The organism is Streptomyces sp. NBC_00989, assembly GCF_045162655.1.
Lineage (GTDB): Bacteria > Actinomycetota > Actinomycetes > Streptomycetales > Streptomycetaceae > Streptomyces.
In genome coordinates, this window is the sequence record NZ_CP108728.1 from 8,566,446 (window position 1) to 8,588,536 (window position 22,091).

Sequence of the window (22,091 nt, forward strand, 5' to 3'; positions counted from 1 at the left end):
CGCATGCCCGGCCGCCCCGCTCCGAGCCGTCGTACCGTCCTGCGCGGAGCGGCCCTCACGCCCGTCGCCGGGCTCGGCCTCGCCGCCTGCTCGGGCGGTGGCTCAGGGGCTTCAGCGACCCCGACCGCGCCCGTGGAGCTCGGCGCGGAGAGCGAGGTCGCCAAGGGGAGCGCCAAGCTGTACCGCGATCAGAACGTGGTCGTCAGCCGGGCGGCGAACGGCACCCTCAAGGCGTACAGCACGATCTGCACGCACGCGCAGTGCCCCATCAACAAGTTGGACGGTACGACGCTCATCTGCCCGTGCCACGGCAGCCAGTTCGACGCCATGACCGGCAAGGTGGTGCAGTCCCCGGCCACCGAGCCGTTGCACGAGCTGAAGGTGACGGCCGAGAACGGGAAGATCGTCGCGGGGCCGGCCACCTGATCCCCGTGGCGTCCGGGCCCCGGAGGCTCACTCCCAGTCCCAGCCGATTCCCACGATCCCCGACCGCATCCGCGGCTCCACGAGGTGCACCGAGTGGTGCCCTCCGGCCAGGCGCAGTTCCTGGCGGCCGCTGCGCGGGGCCGCCGCCGAGTGCTGGGTGAAGCGGTGGCAGCGCACCGGCAGCACGTCCTCGTCGAAGCTCACCTGGAGCGCGTACTGGCCCCCCGCGATACCGAAGTCCCGGACGTACTCGCGGGAGACGCCGGCGGTGCCGTCCTCGACGCCGTAGCGGAAGAGGAACGTATCTCCGGAGCGCAACCGGGTGCCGAAGAGGAGCTCGGCGACCAGCATGCCGGTCTCGTGGTGGCGGCGGACGCGGCCGGTTCGGCAGTTCTCCAGGGCGTGCACGGTCATGCGGTCCGGGGCGCAGCCCGGGTCGCCGTAGTGGACGGCTATGAAGCGGTCGATGCCGTCCCGGTGGGCGCGGACGATGTGGTGCGACTCACGGCCGACCAGCTCGCGGTGCGGCCCGATGCGCACGCGCTCGTGGTGCCCCAGGGTGTGCAGCCCGCTGTCGAGCGTGGACTCCAGCTCGGCCAGCAGCTGTTCCAGGACGCCGGAGGCCTCGACGAAGGAGCGGTACGAGCGGGCCGCCGGGCGCTGTGCCACGGTGCGTTCCTCGGCCTCGGCGAGCAGCCGGATCAGGGACTCCTCCGGGAGCTGGAGGATCTCCTCCAGCGCCCGTACGGCGCGCAGCGACTCGGGGCGCTGCGGGCGGCGGGCACCCTGCTGCCAGTAACTCAGGCTGGTGACACCGACCTTGACCCCGTAGCGCGTCAGGTGGTGCTGGACGCGTTGCAGCGGCAGTCCGCGGGCGGCGATGGCGGCGCGCAGCGCGACGTGGAAGGGGCCGCCGCGCAGGGCCGAGTCCAGTTCCGCTGTGGCGACGTCCGCCTGCTGTGTGGCGTGCGGCATGCAGGGGCCCTTTCTGTGAATGTTCACAACGGCTGGTCAGGCCGTTCACGCGAGTTGCTTCGGGGCCCCCGTCGGCGCCGGAGAAAGGTCTTCACATCCGTACGCCCTCGTTCACGCCCCGAGTTCCCCCGCATTGAAGCGTGTTGACCAAGTCCCGACAACACCTGTCGTCCATCAGGCATATGTGACTTGGCCGGGTCGCGGTGGGTGCGCTCACCGCGGTGCGGGCGGCCCGTCGGCGCCCAGCACGTCCCTGATCGCCCGTGCGGACACGGCCGACTTGTGGAGGAAGCCGTGTGCGGGGCTGGCCGCGATGAGTTCCTGGAAGTCCTCCCGGGAGTGGGTCGAGATGAGGATCACCGCCGGTACGTCGCCCACCAGTCGGCGCGCGACGTCGAAGCCGTTCTCGCCGTCGAGGTCGAGGTCGACCAGGACGACGTCGGGGGCCGTCTCCCGGGCCTGGGAGACGGCGTCCGCGCCCGTCGAGGCGATGCCGACGACTTCCACCCCGCCACGTTCCAGCAGGGCGCGAGCCGCCTCCAGGAACCGGGCGCTGTCGTCGACGAGGAGGCAGCGCAGCGACATGTGCCCAGCTTGCCAACCGGTGGTCGGTCGCGCCTTCCAGCTAGCCGGAAAGAGCTGAAGTCCCGTGCCGTGAACGGAGGTTCTCGTGCACGCAGGGCGATGGGGACGCGACGGGCGGTAGCATGGCGGCGCCCTGGGGAGACCACGTCGTCCGGTCGAGTGGGGGGTGTGCCATGAACGGAACGAGCGCCACGCGCGCGTGGCCCGGCATCCGCAGGGTCCGCCGGGTCCGGGGGACCTTGGTCCCCTGGGTGGTGTGCGCGGCCCTGCTGCTGGCCGCGTGCGACGGCGGCGGGAGCGACGCCAAGGGGGCGAGTGCGTCCCCGAAGGACACCACTTGCGACGGGAAGATCCACGGCACCGCGCACATCACGGTGTGGTTCCACGCGGGCCCGAGCGGCGAGCTCACCACGCTGCGGAACCAGGTGAGGGACTTCAACAAGGCGCAGAACCAGGTGCGCGTCGAGCTGGTCACCCTCCCGGAGAACCGCGTCTACACCGACCTGGTGCTGTCGGCGGCGGCCAGCGGCGACCTCCCCGACCTCCTCGACTTCGACGGGCCCAACCTCTACAGCTACGCATGGTCGGGCAAGCTCCGGCCGATCGACTCCTGTGTGCCCGCGAGCGTCCGTGCCGACCTGTTGCCGACGATCCGCCAACAGGGCACCTACGCGGGCAGGTTGTGGGGCATCGGCACCTTCGACTCGGGCATGGGCCTGTATGTGCGCAAGTCCGTCATGAAGAAGGCCGGGATCCGCCTCCCGGCCGGCCCCGAGGACGCCTGGACGGCCACTGAACTGACGGGCATCCTGCGCACGTTGCGCACCCAGGGCTACAAGGCCCCCCTCGACCTGCGGCTCGTCTACTCGCAGCCGGGCCAGGAGTGGAACACGTACGGCTTCGCGCCCGCGGTGTGGTCGGCGGGCGGCGACCTGATCGAGCCGAAGACCTTCCGCACCGCCGACGGCTATGTGAACGGCCCCGGTTCGGTCGAGGCGCTCACCGACATGCAGAACTGGGCCAAGGCGGGGCTCATCGACATGGTCAAGGACGACAAGGCGTTCGTCGGCGGCCGCAGCGCGATCTCCTGGTGCGGGCACTGGACCTATCCGGAATTCAACAAGGCCTTCCCCGGGGACGTCGCGATCGTCCCGCTGCCCGACTTCGGCCAGGGCACCGTCACCGGCATGGGCTCCTTCCAGTGGGGCGTCCCGGCGGGCGACGCGGACGGCGACGCCGTCTGGCGCTTCCTGTCCTTCCTGCTCCAGCCCGCCCAGGTGCACCGGATGACCGTTGCCAACGGGGCGATCCCGGCCACCGAGAGCGCGATCGAGCTCTCGCCGCAGTACGCGCCCGGCGGCCCCGAGCACCTCTTCATCGAGCAGCTCCGGGACGGAGTCGCCCGCCCCAGGCCGCAGACGCCCGCCTACCCGGCGATCACCGACGCGTTCTCCCGGGCCTTCGCGAAGATCATCTTCAATCGGGCGCCGGTCAAGAGCACCCTCGACGAGGCCGCCAGGAAGATCGACGAGGACCTCGCGGCGCACGACGGCTATCCACCGAGCAGGTAGCGAGAGCGGGCGCCACGCGCGCGTGCCCGCCATGGGTCCTACGCGTGTGTGCCCGACGCCGGCACTACGCGTGTGTGTGCCCGATATGGGTCCCACGCGCGTGTGCCTGATTTCGAGGGAGCCGTCCTCTTCGAAGGACCCGTCCTCCCCAAGGCCCTGACGATCATGGCCGGTTGGGGGCAGGCTGGGCACGTGACCGACCACCATCGATCCTCCCCGCCCGCCGGCCGCTGAGAGCCCGCCGTGCGTCGCCCCTTGTCCCCGGGCCCGCTCCGTAGGGTGCTCGCCGGGCTCCGCCCCGAGCCCGACCTCTCCGTGCCCGCCGCGCCCACCGCGCTCCCTGAGCTGCGCAGCCCGCGCTCCGACCGCCCCGCCCCGCGCGGCACCCGCCGTCGGCGCCCGCGGCCCTCCGCCGCCCTTCGCGTCCCCTTCCTCGCCCGGCTGCGCGTCGGGCACAAGCTGATGCTCCTGGTGCTGCTCCCGGTGACCGGCATGCTGGCGTTCACCGTGTTCGGCGCCCTCACCCAGTGGCGCGAGGCACAGACGATGCGGGACTTCCGTACGGCGACCGCGCTGTCGTTCCGTACCACCGCGCTGACCGACGCCATCGCCAGGGAACGCATCGCCGCCGTGCAGGCCCGGCTGCGTCCCGGACCGGCGACCCTGAAGGAGCGCTCCAGCACACAGCACGCCACCGACGAGGCCCTGGACGCGGCTCTCCTGGACGCGGCCGGCCGGCCCGGTCCGCCCGACGTACCGGGCCGCCTCGAAGCGCGCAACCGTCAACTGCACGCCCTACGGCTCCAGTTGGGGACCGGCTCGCTCACCGCGCCCCAACTCGCCGCCCAGTACGACACGATCGAGGACGACCTCCTGGAACTGGCCGCCACCCTGGAGTCCGGCCGGCCGACCCGCACCTCCGGGCAGGCGGCCGACGCCCACATCGCGCTCCTGAACGCCATCGAGGCCGCCGAACGCGAACGCACCGGACTGGCCGTGCTGTTCGACACCCCCGAGGCCCCGCACGCCACCGCCGCGGACCGCTGGTCGGCCCTGGAGAAGGCGCTCCTGGACGACTTCGGCCGGACCGCGCCCGCCGGCCTCAAGGGCAGGCTCTACGTCACGCTCCTCCAGCACCCGGGCCTCGTCGTCCGCAAGACCCGCGAGACCCTCGCCGACCCGCACGCCTCGCGGAACACCTGGCCCACGTACGCCGGTTGGCTGACCGCGTCGACGCAGCGCATCGAGGCACTGCGCGTCATCCAGCACCAGGCGGCCGCCGAGCTGGGCGACGCCGCCGCGCACGATCTCGACACCGCACGCACGCGTGAGGCACGCGACCTCAGCGTGTCGCTGGCCGTCCTGGCCGTCGTCACCGTCCTCGCGCTGGCCCTGCGGCTGTCGATCACCCGCCCGCTCAGCGAGGTCTCCGCGGGCGCCCGGGCGCTGTCCGAGGGGGACCTGTCGTACGACATCCGGTACGCGGGCCGGGACGAACTCGGCGCCGTCGCCGACACGTTCCGCGAACTGCGGGTCACCACCGAACGGCTCGCCGGCGAGATCAACACCATGAACACGGCGATCGACGACAACCGGCTCGGCCACCGCGCGCACGTCGCCGCGTTCGAGGGGACCTGGGCACAGCTGCTCGGCGGCATGAACGGCACCATGGCGTCCTTCGCCGCCGCCCACGGGCGGCGCGACAAGGCTGAGCAGGAGCTGGCGAGCATCTTCCACCTCTCCCTCGACCTGTTGTGCATCGCCGGACTCGACGGCTACTTCAAGCGCGTGAACCCCGCTTTCGAGCGGACCCTCGGCCACGCCGCCGACGCACTCCTGGGCAGACCCTGGCTGGAGTTCGTGCACCCGGAGGACCGGGCACGCACGCGTGCCGTCCTCGACCGGCTGGCGAGCGGCGTCGAACTGGCCGAGTTCGAGAACCGCTTCGTCCGGGACGACGGCACCGAACGCTGGCTCCAGTGGAGTGCCCGCCCGGTCACCGGGGAGGGCCTGATCTACGCCGCCGCGCGCGACGTCACCGAGAGCCGCCGCGCCGCCCGTGAACAGACCGCGCTGCGCCGGGTCGCCACCCTCGTCGCACGCGGGGTGCCACCGCACGAGGTGTTCTCCGAGGTCGCCGACCAGGTGGGCAAGGTCCTGAGCAGCGGCTCCGCCGCGGTCCTGCGCTACGGCGCCGACGGAACCGCCACCGTCCTCGGCTCCGCCCGCGGGCCCGCCGCCGACGCCGAGACGGCCGCCGCGGCGGAGGTGGCGCGCACCGCCCGCCCCGCGCGCGTGGGTTGCTCGGTGGGCGCCCCCATCGTCGTGGACGACCGGCTGTGGGGTGCCGTCGTCGCGGCCGCCGCCGGCACCGAACCGCTGCCCCCGGGCACCGAGTCCCGGCTCGCCGACTTCACCGAACTCGTCGCCACCGCCCTCGCCAACGCCGACAGCCGCGACCAGCTCACAGCGTCACGCGCGCGCGTGGTGGCCGCCGGGGACGCCTCCAGACGCCGTATCGAACGCGATCTGCACGACGGCGTCCAACAGCGGCTCGTCTCGCTCCAACTCGACCTGAGAATGGCCCAGTCGATGCTGGACGAACAGCCGGAGGAACTCGCCGAGCAGCTGGAACACATCGCCAAGGGCCTGGACGGCGCCTTCGCCGACCTGTTGCAGGTCGCGCGCGGCATCCACCCCGCGATCCTCTCCAAGGGTGGCCTGGGCCCGGCCCTGCGCGCGCTGGCCCGCCGCTCAGCCGTACCCGTGGAACTCGACCTGCGGCTGCCCGCAGGCCGTCTCCCGGAGGGGATCGAGGTCGCCGTCTACTACGTGACCTCCGAGTGCCTCACCAACGCCGTCAAGCACGCGCGCGCGAGCTTCGTGGCGGTGTCGGCGCGGGTCGAGGACGACGTCCTGGAGGTGACGATCGCCGACGACGGAGTGGGCGGCGCCGACCTCGGGCACGGCTCCGGGCTCATCGGACTCGTCGACCGCGTCGAGGCGATCGGCGGCAAGCTGCGCGTCGCCAGCCCACCGGGGGAGGGCACGACCCTCACCGTACGACTGCCGCTTCCCCGGACGGAGGGGTGACCGCCCGAGGCGTACGCGATGGGGTCCAGGTCGGGGGAGCCGTGGACCCGGTGACGTCGCGTACGCCTCGGGCGGTCTTCTCGGACGGAGAGGCAGCCGTCCGGCTCTAGGGGTGCTCCGAGGTTCCGGCACGTATGCGCTTGGCGCGGACCACGTCGGGGTCCCGCGGGTCCAGGAGATCCTTCAAGGAGCGCGTGTCGTCCTCGTACAGGCGGACACGGACCGACCGCCGTCGTCCGTCCGCCCGTGTCCGCCGCATCTCCCGCAGCCCTTCCGACGTTCCGGCCGGGGGCCTGTCGCCTCTCGCCCGGCTGACCGGTCCGCCCGTATCCGCACTGCTACGAGAATCGCTCGCACTCGGTCCCGTGTCGTCACGGCCACCCCCCAATTCCCTTACCCGCTAGCCGTACCCGACCCGGTCCGGCAGGCTGTGCCTGGCGCACCGCACTGGTCGGGCAGGGGGAGCCGGGACGATGGACGCATCGCAGCAGACCGCGCGGGGACGGGTCGTCCTCGCCGACGACGACGTCCTGCTCAGGGAGGGCCTCGCGAGCCTGTGCGAACGGCTGGGCTACGAGGTGGCGGGCCAGGCCGGTGACGCGGTACGGCTCCTGGAACTGGTCGACGCCGAGCGGCCCGACCTCGCGATCGTCGACATCAGGATGCCGCCCGACCACTCCACCGAGGGTCTGAAGGCGGCCCGGACGATCCGTGAGCGCCACCCCGACACCGGCATCCTCGTGCTGTCCGCGTTTGTCGAGGTCGAGGAGGCACTGGAGCTGCTGGCCGGCGGGCACAAGGTCGGGTATCTCCTCAAGAGCCGGATCACGGTCGTCGACGAGTTCGTCGAGGCCCTCGACCGCATCCACAAGGGCGGCTCCGTCGTCGACCCCTCCCTGGTGCACGAGCTGTTCTCGGCGCAGCGGCGCGACGACCCGCTGTCCTTCCTCAGCACCCGCGAGCGCGAGGTCCTGGCGCTGATGGCGGAGGGCCGCTCCAACGCCGGCATCGGCCGCCGGCTGTGGGTCACCGAGGGCACCGTCGAGAAACACGTCCGCAGCATCCTGGGCAAACTCCGCCTTCCGGAAGCCGCGGACGACCACCGCCGTGTCCTGGCGGTTCTCACGTTTCTGGAGTCCAGGTAGGAGTTCCGTCAGGAGTCCCGCCAGGGCACCTGCCGGACACCCGACAAGAGTTCCGCCGGGCGTGTCCGGCGTTGTCCACAGCCCCGCCGCGCTGTCACTCCGCGCCAGTAGGGTGTGAAACATGGCCGATCCCTCCAGCTACCGCCCCAGGCCGGGAGAGATCCCGGACTCGCCCGGGGTCTACAAATTCCGCGACGAGCACCGCCGGGTGATCTACGTCGGAAAGGCGAAGAGCCTGCGCCAGCGCCTGGCGAACTACTTCCAGGACCTGGCCGGACTCCACCCGCGCACGCGCACGATGGTCACCACGGCCGCGTCGGTGGAGTGGACGGTGGTGTCCACGGAGGTCGAGGCACTCCAGCTGGAGTACTCCTGGATCAAGGAGTACGACCCCCGGTTCAACGTCAAGTACCGCGACGACAAGAGCTACCCGTACCTCGCGGTGACGATGAACGAGGAGTACCCGCGCGTGCAGGTGATGCGCGGTCACAAGAAGAAGGGCGTCCGCTACTTCGGGCCGTACGGACACGCCTGGGCGATCCGCGACACCGTGGACCTCCTGCTGCGCGTGTTCCCCGTCCGCACCTGCTCGGCGGGCGTCTTCAAGAACGCCGCGCGCACCGGCCGCCCCTGTCTGCTCGGCTACATCGGCAAGTGCTCCGCTCCCTGCGTCGGCCGCGTCTCCGAGGAGGAGCACCGCGAACTGGCCGAGGAGTTCAGCGACTTCATGGCCGGCCGCACCGGCACGTACATCCGCCGTCTGGAGAAGCGGATGACGGACGCGGCCGAGGAGATGGAGTACGAGCGGGCGGCCCGCCTGCGCGACGACATCGAGGCCCTGAAGAAGGCCATGGAGAAGAGCGCGGTCGTCCTCGCCGACGCGACCGACGCCGACCTGATCGCGGTCGCCGAGGACGAGCTGGAGGCGGCCGTCCAGATCTTCCACGTCCGCGGCGGACGCGTGCGCGGCCAGCGCGGCTGGGTCACCGACAAGGTCGAGGACGTCACCACCGCGGCCCTCGTCGAGCACGCCCTCCAGCAGCTCTACGGCGAGGAGACCGGGGACTCCGTCCCCAAGGAGGTCCTCGTCCCGGCCCTGCCCGACCCGGTGGAGCCGGTCCAGGAGTGGCTGACGGACCGGCGCGGGGCGAACGTGTCGCTGCGCATCCCGCAGCGCGGCGACAAGAAGTCCCTCATGGAGACCGTCGCGCGCAACGCCCAGCAGTCGCTGATCCTCCACAAGACCAAGCGCGCCTCCGACCTCACCACCCGCTCACGCGCCCTGGAGGAGATCTCCGAGGCCCTCGACCTGGACAGCGCCCCCCTCAGGATCGAGTGCTACGACATCTCGCACCTCCAGGGCGACGACGTCGTGGCGTCGATGGTCGTCTTCGAGGACGGCCTGTCCCGCAAGAGCGAGTACCGCCGCTTCCAGATCAAGGGCTTCGAGGGCCAGGACGACGTCCGCTCCATGCACGAGGTGATCACCCGCCGCTTCCGCCGCTATCTCGCCGAGAAGGAGAAGACGGGGGAGTGGGTGGACGGCGACGAGCTGAGGGACCTGAAGGACGACGAGGGCCGCCCCAAGCGGTTCGCCTACCCGCCGCAGCTCGTCGTCGTCGACGGCGGACAGCCGCAGGTCGCCGCCGCCAAGCGGGCCCTCGACGAGCTGGGCATCGACGACATCGCCGTGTGCGGCCTCGCCAAGCGCCTGGAGGAGGTCTGGCTCCCGGACGACGACGACCCGGTGGTCCTGCCCCGCACCAGCGAAGGCCTCTACCTCCTCCAGCGCGTCCGCGACGAGGCCCACCGCTTCGCGATCACCTATCAGCGCGCCAAGCGTGCCAAGCGGTTCCGGGCGAGCCCCCTGGACGACGTGCCCGGCCTCGGCGAGACACGCAAACAGGCGCTGATCAAACACTTCGGTTCGGTGAAGAAGCTGCGGTCCGCGACAATCGACCAGATCTGCGAGGTTCCGGGCATAGGTCGCAAGACCGCCGAGACCATCGCGGTGGCCCTCGCCCAGGCGGCCCCGGCCGCACCCGCCGTGAACACGGCGACTGGAGAGATCATGGAAGACATGGAAGACGGGACACCCGGGACCACGGTGGGTGCCCCAGGGGAGCCCGTACCCGCGGGAGCCCCGGACGAGCGACGGGGGCAGGACACATGACCGAACAAGAGAAGCAGCCCACAGCGGACCGAGATCGGACCCACAAGGAACCCGGCGACGATCAGGCTTCGCGACAAGAAGCCCAGGACGACGGAGCACAGGTGAGTACGGACAGCACGACAGCCGGCGGGGTGCCCGAGACGGCCATCCCCGAGCTGGTGATCATCTCCGGCATGTCCGGGGCCGGGCGGTCCACCGCCGCCAAGTGTCTGGAGGACCTCGGCTGGTTCGTCGTCGACAACCTCCCGCCCGCCCTGATCCCCACCATGGTGGAGCTAGGCGCCCGCTCCCAGGGCAACGTGGCACGCATCGCGGTCGTCGTCGACGTACGCGGACGACGCTTCTTCGACAACCTCCGCGAGTCCCTCGCCGACCTGGAGTCGAAGCACGTCACCCGGCGGATCGTCTTCCTGGAGTCCTCCGACGACGCCCTGGTGCGCCGCTTCGAGTCGGTGCGCCGCCCCCACCCCCTCCAGGGCGACGGCCGCATCGTCGACGGCATCGACGCCGAACGCGAGCTGCTGCGCGAACTGCGCGGGGACGCCGACCTGGTCATCGACACCTCCAGCCTCAACGTCCACGAACTGCGCGCCAAGATGGACGCCCAGTTCGCCGGCGAGGAGGAGCCCGAGCTGCGGGCCACCGTCATGTCCTTCGGCTTCAAGTACGGCCTCCCGGTCGACGCCGACCTCGTCGCCGACATGCGCTTCCTGCCCAACCCGCACTGGATCCCGGAGCTGCGCCCCTTCAACGGCCTCAACGAAGAGGTCTCGGCGTACGTCTTCAACCAGCCCGGCGCCAAGGAGTTCCTCGACCGGTACGCCGAGCTCCTGCGGCTCATCGCGGCCGGCTACCGGCGCGAGGGCAAGCGGTACGTGACGATCGCGATCGGCTGCACCGGCGGCAAGCACCGCTCGGTCGCCACGGCGGAGAAGCTCGCCGCGCGGCTCGTGGCCGAGGGTGTGGAGACGGTGGTCGTACACCGGGACATGGGACGGGAATGACAGGACGTAGCCCACGCCTGGGCAGGTTGCGCCGCGTGGTGCCCGAAGGACGGACGACCAGGCCCGTCGAGGCCCGCGGCGGCAAGCCGCGCCGGCGCGGCACCCAGCCCAAGGTGGTCGCCCTCGGCGGCGGCATGGGTCTGTCCGCCTCGCTCACCGCACTGCGCCGCATCACTGGCGACCTCACCGCCGTCGTCACCGTGGCCGACGACGGCGGCTCCAGCGGCCGCCTGCGCGACGAACTCGGCGTGCTGCCCCCGGGGGACCTGCGCAAGGCGCTGGCCGCGCTGTGCGGCGACGACGACTGGGGCCAGACCTGGGCCCGGGTCATCCAGCACCGTTTCCAGTCCAAGGGCGACCTGCACGAGCACGCGGTCGGCAATCTGCTGATCGTCGCCCTGTGGGAGCAGCTCGGCGACCACGTCCAGGCCCTCGACCTGGTCGGCAAGCTGCTCGGCGCGCACGGGCGCGTGCTGCCCATGTCCGCCGTACCGCTGGAGTTGCAGGCCCTGGTCAAGGGGCACGATCCGGCGCGGCCCGACGACGTCGACACCGTCCGGGGACAGGCGACCGTGGCGCTCACGCCCGGTGAGGTGATGTCCGTGCACGTCGTGCCGCACGACCCGCCGGCCGTGCCCGAGGCCGTCGCCGCCGTGCTCGACGCGGACTGGGTGGTGCTCGGTCCGGGCTCCTGGTTCTCGTCCGTCATCCCGCATCTGCTGGTGCCGGAACTGCTCGACGCGCTCACCGAGACGAAGGCGCGCCGGGTACTCTCCCTGAACCTCGCGCCGCAACCCGGAGAAACCGATGGCTTCTCCCCGCAGCGTCATTTGGAGGTTTTGGGACGACACGCCCCTAAACTCGCCCTGGACGTGGTGCTGGCCGACGAGGCAGCCGTGCCCGATCGCGCGTCGCTCACCGAAGCCGCCAAGCGGCTGGACGCCGCGGTCGAGCTGGCGCCGGTGGCCCGGACCGACGGAACTCCAAGGCACGACCCGGAGCTGTTGGCCGCCGCGTACGACCGTATTTTTCGGATGCATGGAAGGATCGGCCCATGGCGATGACGGCAGCGGTGAAGGATGAGATCTCCCGGCTCCCCGTCACCCGGACCTGCTGCAGGAAGGCGGAGGTCTCCGCCATTCTGCGGTTCGCCGGAGGCCTCCACCTGGTGAGCGGGCGCATCGTGATCGAGGCGGAGCTGGACACCGCGATGGCGGCGCGCCGGCTCAAGCGGGACATCCTGGAGATCTTCGGCCACAGCTCCGAACTGATCGTGATGGCGCCCGGCGGACTGCGCCGCGGCTCCCGTTACGTCGTCCGGGTGGTCGCGGGCGGCGATCAGCTGGCCCGGCAGACCGGGCTCGTGGACGGCCGCGGACGCCCCATCCGGGGTCTGCCGCCGCAGGTCGTCTCGGGGGCCACCTGTGACGCGGAGGCGGCCTGGAGAGGCGCGTTCCTGGCCCACGGCTCGCTGACCGAGCCCGGCCGGTCCTCCTCCCTGGAGGTGACCTGCCCGGGTCCGGAGGCCGCGCTCGCGCTGGTCGGCGCCGCCCGCCGGCTGTCGATCGCGGCCAAGGCGCGCGAGGTGCGCGGGGTCGACCGGGTGGTCGTCCGCGACGGCGACGCGATCGGCGCCCTGCTCACCCGGCTCGGCGCCCACGAGTCGGTGCTGGCCTGGGAGGAGCGCCGGATGCGCCGCGAGGTGCGCGCCACGGCGAACCGGCTCGCCAACTTCGACGACGCCAACCTGCGCCGCTCGGCCCGCGCGGCCGTCGCCGCCGGCGCCCGGGTGCAGCGTGCCCTGGAGATCCTCGCCGACGAGGTCCCCGAGCACCTCGCGGCGGCGGGCCGGCTGCGCATGGACCACAAGCAGGCCTCCCTGGAGGAGCTGGGCGCCCTCGCGGACCCGCCGCTCACCAAGGACGCGGTGGCCGGCCGTATCCGCCGACTGCTGGCGATGGCCGACAAGCGGGCCCAGGACCTCGGCATCCCGGGCACGGAGTCCAGCATCACCGAGGAGATGGCCGACAACATGGTCGGCTGACGATCACACGACACGGATCGGCTGATGATCCGTCAATACGTCGGTGCCGACGCCCACTTGGGGCGTCGGCACCGACGTTTTCGTTGTCTTGGACTGCTTGGCCGATCACTGACGAGCTGTCAACGTGTCGGCGGCAGGCGCCCATTCGGGCCGCCCGAGAGCCCTCGCGTCGGCGTCCGTCCGTCTCGGGACGTCAAACTCGATGCCGACGGGCCGTCAACACCGCCTGGCCCGGCCCGAGTGCAAGGCCGCCCAGGTCTCCCCGTAGGAAAACGGGCGCCGAAACCCGCATCCCCTCCCGAAGGCCCCCACCCTGCCCTTTGACTGTCTTTGTGGCCCCCTTGACTCGATCATGAAGTGTCATGAGCCTGGCAACTGTTCGCTGCTGTGGCGAACGATTGCTAGGGGGATTCATGAGACACAGAGCGAGATCGATCCTCGCTGTCGGCGCCCTCCTGATCGCAGGGGCGAGCATCGCACCGATCGCCCAGGCGCAGGGCGGGAGTTCCGCGAAGTCCGACCCGGCCGAGGTCAAGGTCTTCCACGCCGACGTCACCCAGAAGCAGATACCCCTGCTCCTGAAGGCCGGACAGGACGCCCACGAACTCGGCGACAACCAGTTCTCCGCGTCCGGCAGGACCGCCGTCGAGGTCTACCTCACCGACCAGCAGGCCCAGAAGCTGGAGAAGCAGGGCGTCGACCTCACCGAGCACACCCTGTCGGCCAAGGCCGAGACGCGCGTCGAGGACGCGGCGCAGGGCGTGTTCCGGCCGTACAGCGGAAGCGGCGGTCTGGCGGCGGAGATCGTCAGGACGGGCCAGGCCAACCCCGGGCTCACCAAGGTCGAGTCCATCGGGAAGACGGTCGACGGCCAGGACATCCTCGCGCTCAAACTGACCAAGAACGCGAAGAAGACCAAGGACGGCTCCAAGCCCTCCGTGCTCTACGTGTCCAACCAGCACGCGCGCGAGTGGATCACGCCGGAGATGACCCGCCGGCTGATGCACTACTACCTGGACAACTACAAGACCGACAAGCGCATCAAGAAGATCGTCGACTCGACCGAGCTGTGGTTCGTGCTCTCCGCCAACCCGGACGGCTACGACTACACCTTCCAGAACACCGACACCCGCCTGTGGCGCAAGAACCTGCGGGACAACAACGGCGACGGCGCCATCTCCACCGGCGACGGCGTCGACCTCAACCGCAACTTCGCCTACAAGTGGGGCTACGACGACGAGGGTTCGTCGCCGAACCCCACCAGCGAGACCTACCGCGGCACGGCCCCCGCCTCCGAGCCCGAGACCCAGGCGCTCGACGGGTTCGAGAAGCGGATCGGCTTCACCTACGGCATCAACTACCACTCCGCCGCCGAACTCCTCCTCTACGGAGTGGGCTGGCAGGTCGCGACCCCGACCCCGGACGACGTCCTCTACAAGGCCCTCGCGGGTACGCCTGACAACCCGGCGATCCCCGGCTACCACTCGCAGGTCTCCTCGGAGCTGTACACGACCAACGGCGAGGCGGACGGCCACGCGTCGAACGTCAACAGCATGTCGATGTTCACCCCCGAGATGTCGACCTGCCAGACCGCGTCGAACATCGACCCGAACGACGCCTGGAACGCGGCCGACTGCCAGTCCGTCTTCAACTTCCCCGACGACGAGAAGCTGATCCAGGACGAGTTCGCGAAGAACATCCCCTTCGCGCTCTCCGTCGCCGAGACCGCCGCCCACCCCGACCAGCCGAAGTCGTCGGTCGGCCTCAGCGCAGCCGACTTCACCCCGGCCACCTTCCCCACCTCGTACTCGCGCGGCGCCGACCAGGAGGTCGCCGTCGTCGTACGGAAGTCCGTGCGCGACAAGGAGCTCAAGTACCGCGTCAACGGCGGCCGTACGCAGGACATGGCGCTCAAGTCCTGGAAGGGCGGCCAGACCTACGGCGGGGACGACAACCTGTACTTCGACGAGTACCGCGCCAAGGTCAAGGACGGCGACCCGGGCGACAAGGTCGAGGTGTGGTTCACCGGTGAGACGAAGGCCGGGAAGCCCACCTCCAGCGCGCACTTCACCTACACGGTGGCCAAGCGACCCGTCGCCGACACCCTCGTGGTCGCCGAGGAGGGCGCTGCCGCCACCCAGGCGCAGACCTACGTCGACGCCCTGAAGGCGAACGGCCGCAAGGCGGTCGTCTGGGACGTCGCCACCCAGGGCGCGCCCGACGCGCTCGGCGTGCTCGACCACTTCAAGACCGTCGTCCACTACTCGGGCACGGCGGGACCGCGCAACGACACCCAGCTCCAGCTGCGCGCCTTCCTCAACGAGGGCGGCAAGCTGATCGAGGCCGGCGAACAGGCCGGCGGCTCCGTCGCCCTCGCCGACGGCACCCCCTCGAACGACTTCAGCCAGTACTACCTGGGCGCCTACTCGCGTACGTCCACCCCCGGAGCCACCGGCTTCACCGGCTCCGGCAAGCTCGCCGGCTTCACCGGGCCGCTCAGCGGCGCGCCCGGCAACCCGCTGGACCGCGCCGGTACCTACAGCGTCACCTCCGACTCGCTGTCGCCCACCACGTACCCGCAGTTCGCGAGTGCCGGAGCGGGCCAGTTCGCCGGGACCGTCAACCCGTACGGCCCTTACGCGGGCTCCTACATGGCCGCCGCCGTCCACACCGACGACGCCTACAAGCGCCTCACCCGCACCATCGACCTCACCGGGGTGAGTGCGGCCGACAAGCCCACGCTGCGCAGCGAGTTGCTGTGGGACACCGAGCCCGGCTACGACCACGCCGTGGTCGAGATCCACACCACCGGGGCCGACGACTGGACCACGCTCCCCGAGGTGGGCGGCGCGACCGGCACCGCCGTACCGACGGAGTGCGAGGCCGGCTTCCTGGTCGCCGAGCACCCCTGGCTCAAGCACTACCTGACCGTCGCCTCCAGCGGCTGCACCGCGACCGGCACCACCGGCTCGTGGAACAGCCTCACCGGCGCCTCCAACGGCTGGCAGCAGGTCGGCTTCGACCTGAGCGCCTACGCCGGCAAGTCCGTCGAGGTCTCGCTCAGCTACATCACCGACCCGGGCTCCGGCGGCCACGGCGTCCTCGCCGACGACACCTCGCTCGTCATCGGCGGCACGGCGACCCAGACCGAGGGCTTCGAGACCTCCCTCGGCGCCTGGACCGTGACCGGCCCGCCGGCCGGCAGCCCCGCGGCCCTGAAGGACTGGACCCGCACAGGAGCCCTGTTCCAGACGTACGGCGCGGTCACCACCGACCGCACCGTGCTGCTCGGCTTCGGCCTGGAACAGGTCACCGCGGCCGCCGACCGCGCGGCCCTGCTCAAGAAGGCACTGGCGGCCCTCCAGGGCTGACTCGGCATGGCGATGTCATGAACATCGAGGGCGGTCCGTACCCCTACTGGCGGGTACGGACCGCCCTGCCGTGTATGGGGCATCTCAATGTCACCACGGAGGGCTCAGGGAGGTAGGGTCGTAGGCGGTCGGGGACATCCCATACAACTCGCCGGCACTGAGCCGGCGTACCAACGAGGAGATCGGTTCGTGACGATCCGCGTAGGCATCAACGGCTTTGGCCGCATCGGTCGTAACTACTTCCGCGCGCTGCTGGAGCAGGGTGCTGACATCGAGATCGTGGCTGTCAACGACCTGGGTGACACCGCGACCACCGCTCACCTGCTCAAGTACGACACCATCCTGGGCCGCCTCAAGGCCGAGGTGTCGCACACCGCCGACACGATCACCGTCGACGGTCACACCATCAAGGTGCTGTCCGAGCGCAACCCCGCCGACATCCCGTGGGGCGACCTCGGTGTCGACATCGTCATCGAGTCCACCGGCATCTTCACGAAGAAGGCCGACGCCGAGAAGCACATCGCCGGCGGCGCCAAGAAGGTCCTCATCTCGGCTCCGGCCAAGGACGAGGACATCACCATCGTGATGGGCGTCAACCAGGACAAGTACGACGCGGCCAACCACCACGTCATCTCGAACGCCTCCTGCACCACCAACTGTGTGGCGCCGATGGCCAAGGTTCTCGACGAGAACTTCGGCATCGTCAAGGGCCTGATGACGACGGTCCACGCGTACACCAACGACCAGCGCATCCTGGACTTCCCGCACTCGGACCTGCGTCGCGCGCGTGCCGCCGCCGAGAACATCATCCCGACCACGACCGGTGCCGCCAAGGCCACCGCCCTGGTCCTCCCGCAGCTCAAGGGCAAGCTGGACGGCATCGCGATGCGCGTCCCGGTCCCGACCGGTTCGGCCACCGACCTGGTCGTGACCCTGCAGCGCGAGGTCACCAAGGACGAGGTCAACGCCGCGTTCAAGAAGGCCTCCGAGGACGGCGACCTCAAGGGGTACCTGTCGTACACCGAGGACCAGATCGTCTCCTCGGACATCGTCGGCGACCCGGCCTCCTGCACCTTCGACTCCTCCCTGACCATGGTCCAGGAGGGCACGTCGGTGAAGATCCTCGGCTGGTACGACAACGAGTGGGGCTACTCCAACCGCCTCGTCGACCTCACGGTCTTCGTCGGCGGCCAGCTCTAACTCCCAGAGCAGGCAACTCGATGTGAGTCAGGGCTCGGGCAGCGCACGCCGCGCTGTCCGAGCCCTTGCTACGTAGTGTCCGAGCCGTTGGCCTTCACTACGTAGTGATCGATCAGCCCTCTCGGATCTGAAGAGCCCTCCCTAGGAGTCCCTTTATGAAGACGATCGACGAACTTCTCGCCGAAGGCGTGGACGGCAAGCGGGTCTTCGTCCGCGCCGACCTCAACGTCCCGCTGGCCGACGGCCTCATCACCGACGACGGCCGCATCCGCGCCGTCCTGCCCACGGTCAAGGCCCTCGTCGAGGCGGGCGCCAAGGTGATCGTGGCCTCGCACCTGGGCCGCCCAAAGGGCGCCCCGGACCCGGCCTTCTCCCTGCTGCAGCCCGCCGAGCGCCTGGCCGAACTCCTGGGCGCGCCGGTCGCGTTCGCCCAGGACACCGTCGGCCCCGCCGCCCACGACGCGGTGCGCGGCCTCGAGCCCGGCCAGGTCGCGGTCATCGAGAACCTGCGCTTCAACGCGGGCGAGACCTCCAAGGACGACGTCGAGCGCGGCGAGTTCGCCGACCAGCTCGCCGCCCTGGCGGACGTCTACGTAGGCGACGGTTTCGGCGCCGTGCACCGCAAGCACGCCTCGGTGTACGACCTTCCGGCCCGCCTGCCGCACTACGCCGGCTACCTCATCGCCACCGAGGTCGGCGTCCTGAAGAAGCTCACCGAGGACGTCAAGCGGCCCTACGTGGTCGCCCTCGGCGGCTCCAAGGTCTCCGACAAGCTCGCCGTCATCGACCAGCTGCTCGGCAAGGCCGACCGCATCCTCATCGGCGGCGGCATGGCCTTCACCTTCCTCAAGGCCAAGGGCTACGAGATCGGCGCCTCCCTGGTCCAGGACGACCAGCTGCCCGCCGTCACCGAGTACGTCGAGCGCGCCGAGAAGAACGGCGTCGAACTCGTCGTCCCCGTAGACGTCGTGACCTCGGCCGGGTTCCCGGACCTGAAGACGAAGGCCCCGTCCAACCCCACCATCGTCGCCGCGGACGCCATCCCCGCCGACCAGATGGGCCTCGACATCGGTCCCGAGACCGGTGCCCTGTACGCCTCGAAGCTCGCCGACGCGGCCACCATCTTCTGGAACGGTCCGATGGGCGTCTTCGAGCACCCCGACTACGCCGAGGGCACCAAGGCGGTCGCCCAGGCCCTTCTCGACTCCCCGGCCTTCACGGTCGTCGGCGGTGGCGACTCCGCCGCGGCCGTCCGCATCCTGGGCTTCGACGAGACCGCATTCGGCCACATCTCGACCGGCGGCGGCGCCTCCCTCGAATACCTCGAGGGCAAGACGCTCCCCGGCCTCGCCGCACTGGAGGACTGACCTCAATGGCTCCATCTATTTCCTCTGGGCGCACGCCGATCATGGCGGGCAACTGGAAGATGAACCTCAACCACCTCGAGGCCATCGCCCACGTCCAGAAGCTCGCCTTCGCCCTCGCGGACAAGGACTACGAGGCCGTCGAGGTCGCCGTCCTGCCGCCCTTCACCGACCTGCGCTCGGTGCAGACCCTGGTCGACGGCGACAAGCTCAAGATCAAGTACGGCGCCCAGGACATCTCGGCGCACGACTCCGGCGCCTACACCGGCGAGATCTCCGGTGCGATGCTGGCCAAGCTGAAGTGCACGTACGTGGCGATCGGCCACTCCGAGCGCCGGCAGTACCACGCCGAGACCGACGAGATCGTCAACGCGAAGGTCAAGGCCGCCTACAAGCACGGCCTGACCCCGATCCTGTGCGTCGGCGAGGAACTCGACATCCGCGAGGCGGGCAACCACGTCGCCCACACCCTCTCCCAGGTCGAGGGCGGCCTCAAGGACGTCCCGGCCGAGCAGGCCGAGTCCGTCGTCATCGCCTACGAGCCCGTCTGGGCCATCGGCACCGGCAAGGTCTGCGGCGCCGGCGACGCCCAGGAGGTCTGCCAGGCCATCCGCGGCAAGCTCGCCGAGCTTTACTCGCAGGAGCTGGCCGACCAGGTCCGCATCCAGTACGGCGGCTCCGTCAAGTCCGGCAACGTCGCCGAGATCATGGCCCAGCCCGACGTCGACGGCGCCCTGGTCGGCGGTGCCTCGCTGGACGCGGACGAGTTCGTCAAGATCGCGCGCTTCCGCGACCAGTGAGTCCGGCTTGAGCGCCCCGGAGGCGAACCGACAAGCCGCGTGTAGGCGGTAGCCGCGATCCGTCGTACCCTTGCGGGGGCATAGCGCCAGCCGCTATGCCCCTGTCGTCCATCCGAATCCGAGGAAGTTGGTCCAGCCGTGGTTTTGGGGTTCTCGATCGCCCTGATCGTCTTCAGCCTGCTGCTGATGCTGCTGGTGCTGATGCACAAGGGGAAGGGCGGCGGTCTCTCCGACATGTTCGGTGGCGGTATGGCGTCGTCCGTCGGCGGCTCTTCGGTCGCCGAGCGCAACCTGGACCGCATCACCGTGGTGCTCGGTGTGCTCTGGTTCGCCTGCATCGTCGTGCTCGGCCTGCTGATGAAGACGAGCTGACCGCACGTTCCTTCGCACATTCCGTACGTAAGGCCCCATGTTCGGTACGCGCAGCTGAGCGCGGCCTATCATGGGGCTTGCGTCTAGGTGTAGGGGCTGTAACTCCAACCACTGGACGCGCGTTGGGCCTTACGTAGACTGAGGCGCTCGCAACGGAGCGAAAACGCCGACTCGCTTCGCGGCACCATCACGCAGGGAGTTACGACCGTGGCAAGTGGCAACGCGATCCGAGGAAGCCGGGTCGGGGCGGGGCCGATGGGTGAGGCCGAGCGCGGCGAGTCCGCGCCCCGGCTGCGCATCGTCTTCTGGTGCTCCAACGGACACGAGACGCAGCCCAGCTTCGCCAGCGACGCGCAGGTTCCCGAAACCTGGGACTGCCCCCGCTGTGGCTTCCCGGCCGGACAGGACCGGGACAATCCGCCGGCCCCGCCGCGCACCGAGCCCTACAAGACGCACCTCGCGTATGTACGGGAGCGGCGCAGCGACGCGGACGGCGAGGCGATCCTCGCCGAGGCGCTCGCCAAACTGCGGGGAGAAATCTAGGAGTTGAACCGGCCGGACGCCCACAAGGTGTCTGGCCGGAGCTGTTTCGCAGGCCGGTGGCCGAACCGCCTCCGGACCGATTGTCAGTGGCGCCCTCTACGGTTTGTGAAGTGACGAATCGTGAGGGGGAGCGGTGACGACGGTCGAGGTGACGGGCAGTCATGTGCCCGCGTGGCGCGGGGGGTTCGGGCGGCTGTGGAGCGCCGCCGTGATCTCGCGGTTCGGGGACGCGCTGCGGGGTGCGGCACTGCCGCTGCTCGCCGTCTCGCTGACGGACCGGCCCCTCCTCATCGCCTCCGTGACCGCCTGCGGCTATCTGCCCTGGATCGTCTTCGGACTGCTCGGCGGCGCGGTCGCGGACCGTGTGGACCAGCGGCGCGCGATGTGGACGGTGGACGCGGTCCGCGGACTGCTCGTCGCCGCCTTCGCCGTGGCCGTCGCTCTCGGTCACGCCTCGATCCTGCTGCTCATCGTGCTGGCCTTCGCGCTGACCACGCTCCAGACCCTCTTTGACAACGCCTCTACGGCCCTGCTGCCGGCCCTGGTGAACCGGGCGGCGCTCGGCAGCGCCAACACGCGGCTGATGTCCGGACAGAAGATCGCGGGCGGCCTGATGGGAGCGCCCGTGGTGCCCCTGCTGATCGCCGCGGGAGCGGCGGTTCCCTTCGTGGCCGACGCGGGCACCTTCCTCCTCGCCGCCGCACTGGTCGCCTCGCTGCGCACCACGGCGCCCGACCGTGCGCCGGGACCGGTGGGCAGCACCCTGCGCGGGGAGATCGCGGACGGACTGCGCACCCTGTGGCGCGACCGTCCCCTGCGCGGGCTGTGCGCCGCGACAGCCCTGTGCAACGTCGGCATGGGCGCCCTGATCGCCACCCTGGTCATCCTGGTGACCGGCTGGCTGGACGCAGGGACCGCCGGATACGCGGCGGCGACCACCGCGTTCACCGTCGGCGGTCTGGCCGGGGGAGTGGTGACCGGACGCGTCACCGCCCGCCTCGGCCCGATGCGGAGCGTGCTGCTCGCGGGCCTGGTGCAGACCGGAGCCCTCGTCGTGATGGGCTCCGTGCGCAGCCTGATCGCGGTGGTGGCGGCACTCGGGGTCTTCGGCTCCATGAGCATGCTGTGGAACGTCAACACGACGACCCTGATGCAGCAGCGCACCCCCGCCGACATGCTGGGCCGGGTCAGCTCCGCCTTCCGTACCCTGGCCGCCGCCGGGGCCCCGCTGGGCGCCCTCCTCGGTGGGGCCGTCGCCACCGCCTGGGGGTTGAACACGCCCGCCCTGCTCACCGCCGCCTTCTTCGTCCTGTCGGTCATCGCACTGATACCTGCGGTCAAGCCGGACGTACCTGTTGTTGCCCCGCTGGACAACGCGACGACCGCTCATGCCACGGGCTGATCAATTAGGTTGGAACCGGCCCC

General features: G+C 70.5%; 17 protein-coding genes. 15 read left to right on the forward strand and 2 right to left on the reverse strand.

Translation table 11 applies throughout. The features are described 5' to 3' along the window. Positions 1–3 precede the first annotated feature (3 nt). On the forward strand, positions 4–426 hold the full coding sequence (locus tag OG714_RS38420) for a Rieske 2Fe-2S domain-containing protein (protein ID WP_406128044.1): 423 nt from the start codon (positions 4–6) through the stop codon (positions 424–426). A gap of 27 nt (positions 427–453) precedes the next feature. On the opposite strand, the gene OG714_RS38425 is transcribed toward OG714_RS38420, so the two are convergent. Continuing rightward, positions 454–1,401, reverse strand: coding sequence for a hypothetical protein (locus OG714_RS38425; RefSeq protein ID WP_406128045.1), 948 nt, complete (start codon positions 1,399–1,401; stop codon positions 454–456). A gap of 213 nt (positions 1,402–1,614) precedes the next feature. After that, the gene (locus OG714_RS38430; protein WP_406128046.1) at positions 1,615–1,986 is read right to left on the reverse strand and encodes a response regulator; all 372 of its coding nucleotides are present in this window, start codon (positions 1,984–1,986) and stop codon (positions 1,615–1,617) included. A gap of 173 nt (positions 1,987–2,159) precedes the next feature. On the opposite strand from OG714_RS38430, the gene OG714_RS38435 reads away from it, so the two are divergent. From OG714_RS38435 to OG714_RS38500, 14 genes are all read left to right on the forward strand, one after another. Next, positions 2,160–3,557 carry an ABC transporter substrate-binding protein gene (locus OG714_RS38435; protein WP_406128047.1) on the forward strand — a complete coding sequence of 466 codons (1,398 nt, stop codon included), beginning with the start codon at positions 2,160–2,162 and terminating at the stop codon, positions 3,555–3,557. Between the two features lie 462 nt (positions 3,558–4,019). Continuing rightward, entirely contained in the window at positions 4,020–6,650 is a 2,631-nt protein-coding gene (locus OG714_RS38440; protein ID WP_406132096.1) for a PAS domain S-box protein, read from the forward strand. A 473-nt stretch (positions 6,651–7,123) separates the two neighbouring features. Continuing rightward, positions 7,124–7,795 carry a response regulator gene (locus tag OG714_RS38445; protein WP_406128049.1) on the forward strand — a complete coding sequence of 224 codons (672 nt, stop codon included), beginning with the start codon at positions 7,124–7,126 and terminating at the stop codon, positions 7,793–7,795. A 121-nt stretch (positions 7,796–7,916) separates the two neighbouring features. Then, entirely contained in the window at positions 7,917–9,968 is a 2,052-nt protein-coding gene (uvrC, locus tag OG714_RS38450; RefSeq protein ID WP_406128051.1) for an excinuclease ABC subunit UvrC, read from the forward strand. Then, a complete protein-coding gene (gene rapZ, locus OG714_RS38455) occupies positions 9,965–10,972 on the forward strand; it encodes an RNase adapter RapZ (protein ID WP_406128052.1) in 1,008 nt (335 codons plus the stop codon). The genes uvrC and rapZ overlap by 4 nt, the downstream gene beginning before the upstream one ends. Next, positions 10,969–12,036, forward strand: coding sequence for a uridine diphosphate-N-acetylglucosamine-binding protein YvcK (gene yvcK / locus OG714_RS38460; protein WP_026150944.1), 1,068 nt, complete (start codon positions 10,969–10,971; stop codon positions 12,034–12,036). Before rapZ ends, yvcK begins: the two co-directional genes overlap by 4 nt. Further along, positions 12,027–13,016 carry a DNA-binding protein WhiA gene (gene whiA, locus OG714_RS38465; protein WP_019067568.1) on the forward strand — a complete coding sequence of 330 codons (990 nt, stop codon included), beginning with the start codon at positions 12,027–12,029 and terminating at the stop codon, positions 13,014–13,016. Before yvcK ends, whiA begins: the two co-directional genes overlap by 10 nt. 413 nt (positions 13,017–13,429) lie before the next feature. Then, positions 13,430–16,387, forward strand: coding sequence for a M14 family zinc carboxypeptidase (locus tag OG714_RS38470; protein WP_406128054.1), 2,958 nt, complete (start codon positions 13,430–13,432; stop codon positions 16,385–16,387). 189 nt (positions 16,388–16,576) lie between these two features. Continuing rightward, positions 16,577–17,587, forward strand: a complete 1,011-nt coding sequence (gene gap, locus OG714_RS38475) for a type I glyceraldehyde-3-phosphate dehydrogenase (protein ID WP_406128056.1) — start codon at positions 16,577–16,579, stop codon at positions 17,585–17,587. Positions 17,588–17,742: 155 nt separating this feature from the next. Then, on the forward strand, positions 17,743–18,954 hold the full coding sequence (locus tag OG714_RS38480; RefSeq protein ID WP_406128058.1) for a phosphoglycerate kinase: 1,212 nt from the start codon (positions 17,743–17,745) through the stop codon (positions 18,952–18,954). A gap of 41 nt (positions 18,955–18,995) precedes the next feature. After that, a complete protein-coding gene (gene tpiA, locus OG714_RS38485) occupies positions 18,996–19,751 on the forward strand; it encodes a triose-phosphate isomerase (RefSeq protein WP_327407327.1) in 756 nt (251 codons plus the stop codon). Positions 19,752–19,889: 138 nt separating this feature from the next. Then, on the forward strand, positions 19,890–20,123 hold the full coding sequence (gene secG, locus OG714_RS38490; protein ID WP_078652560.1) for a preprotein translocase subunit SecG: 234 nt from the start codon (positions 19,890–19,892) through the stop codon (positions 20,121–20,123). Between the two features lie 207 nt (positions 20,124–20,330). After that, a complete protein-coding gene (locus OG714_RS38495) occupies positions 20,331–20,666 on the forward strand; it encodes an RNA polymerase-binding protein RbpA (RefSeq protein ID WP_078623027.1) in 336 nt (111 codons plus the stop codon). A gap of 133 nt (positions 20,667–20,799) precedes the next feature. After that, entirely contained in the window at positions 20,800–22,068 is a 1,269-nt protein-coding gene (locus tag OG714_RS38500) for an MFS transporter (protein ID WP_406128060.1), read from the forward strand. The last annotated feature ends 23 nt before the right edge of the window (positions 22,069–22,091 follow it).

Excerpts from the sequence above, each read along its gene's own strand:
- uvrC (WP_406128051.1), top strand. The coding sequence starts at position 7,917 with ATGGCCGATCCCTCCAGCTACCGCCCCAGGCCGGGAGAGATCCCGGAC.
- OG714_RS38420 (WP_406128044.1), top strand. The coding sequence starts at position 4 with ATGCCCGGCCGCCCCGCTCCGAGCCGTCGTACCGTCCTGCGCGGAGCG.
- yvcK (WP_026150944.1), top strand. The coding sequence starts at position 10,969 with ATGACAGGACGTAGCCCACGCCTGGGCAGGTTGCGCCGCGTGGTGCCC.
- whiA (WP_019067568.1), top strand. The coding sequence starts at position 12,027 with ATGGCGATGACGGCAGCGGTGAAGGATGAGATCTCCCGGCTCCCCGTC.
- OG714_RS38445 (WP_406128049.1), top strand. The coding sequence starts at position 7,124 with ATGGACGCATCGCAGCAGACCGCGCGGGGACGGGTCGTCCTCGCCGAC.
- tpiA (WP_327407327.1), top strand. The coding sequence starts at position 18,996 with ATGGCGGGCAACTGGAAGATGAACCTCAACCACCTCGAGGCCATCGCC.
- OG714_RS38480 (WP_406128058.1), top strand. The coding sequence starts at position 17,743 with ATGAAGACGATCGACGAACTTCTCGCCGAAGGCGTGGACGGCAAGCGG.
- OG714_RS38440 (WP_406132096.1), top strand. The coding sequence starts at position 4,020 with ATGCTCCTGGTGCTGCTCCCGGTGACCGGCATGCTGGCGTTCACCGTG.
- OG714_RS38430 (WP_406128046.1), bottom strand. The coding sequence starts at position 1,986 with ATGTCGCTGCGCTGCCTCCTCGTCGACGACAGCGCCCGGTTCCTGGAG.
- OG714_RS38470 (WP_406128054.1), top strand. The coding sequence starts at position 13,430 with ATGAGACACAGAGCGAGATCGATCCTCGCTGTCGGCGCCCTCCTGATC.
- rapZ (WP_406128052.1), top strand. The coding sequence starts at position 9,965 with ATGACCGAACAAGAGAAGCAGCCCACAGCGGACCGAGATCGGACCCAC.
- OG714_RS38435 (WP_406128047.1), top strand. The coding sequence starts at position 2,160 with ATGAACGGAACGAGCGCCACGCGCGCGTGGCCCGGCATCCGCAGGGTC.
- OG714_RS38425 (WP_406128045.1), bottom strand. The coding sequence starts at position 1,401 with ATGCCGCACGCCACACAGCAGGCGGACGTCGCCACAGCGGAACTGGAC.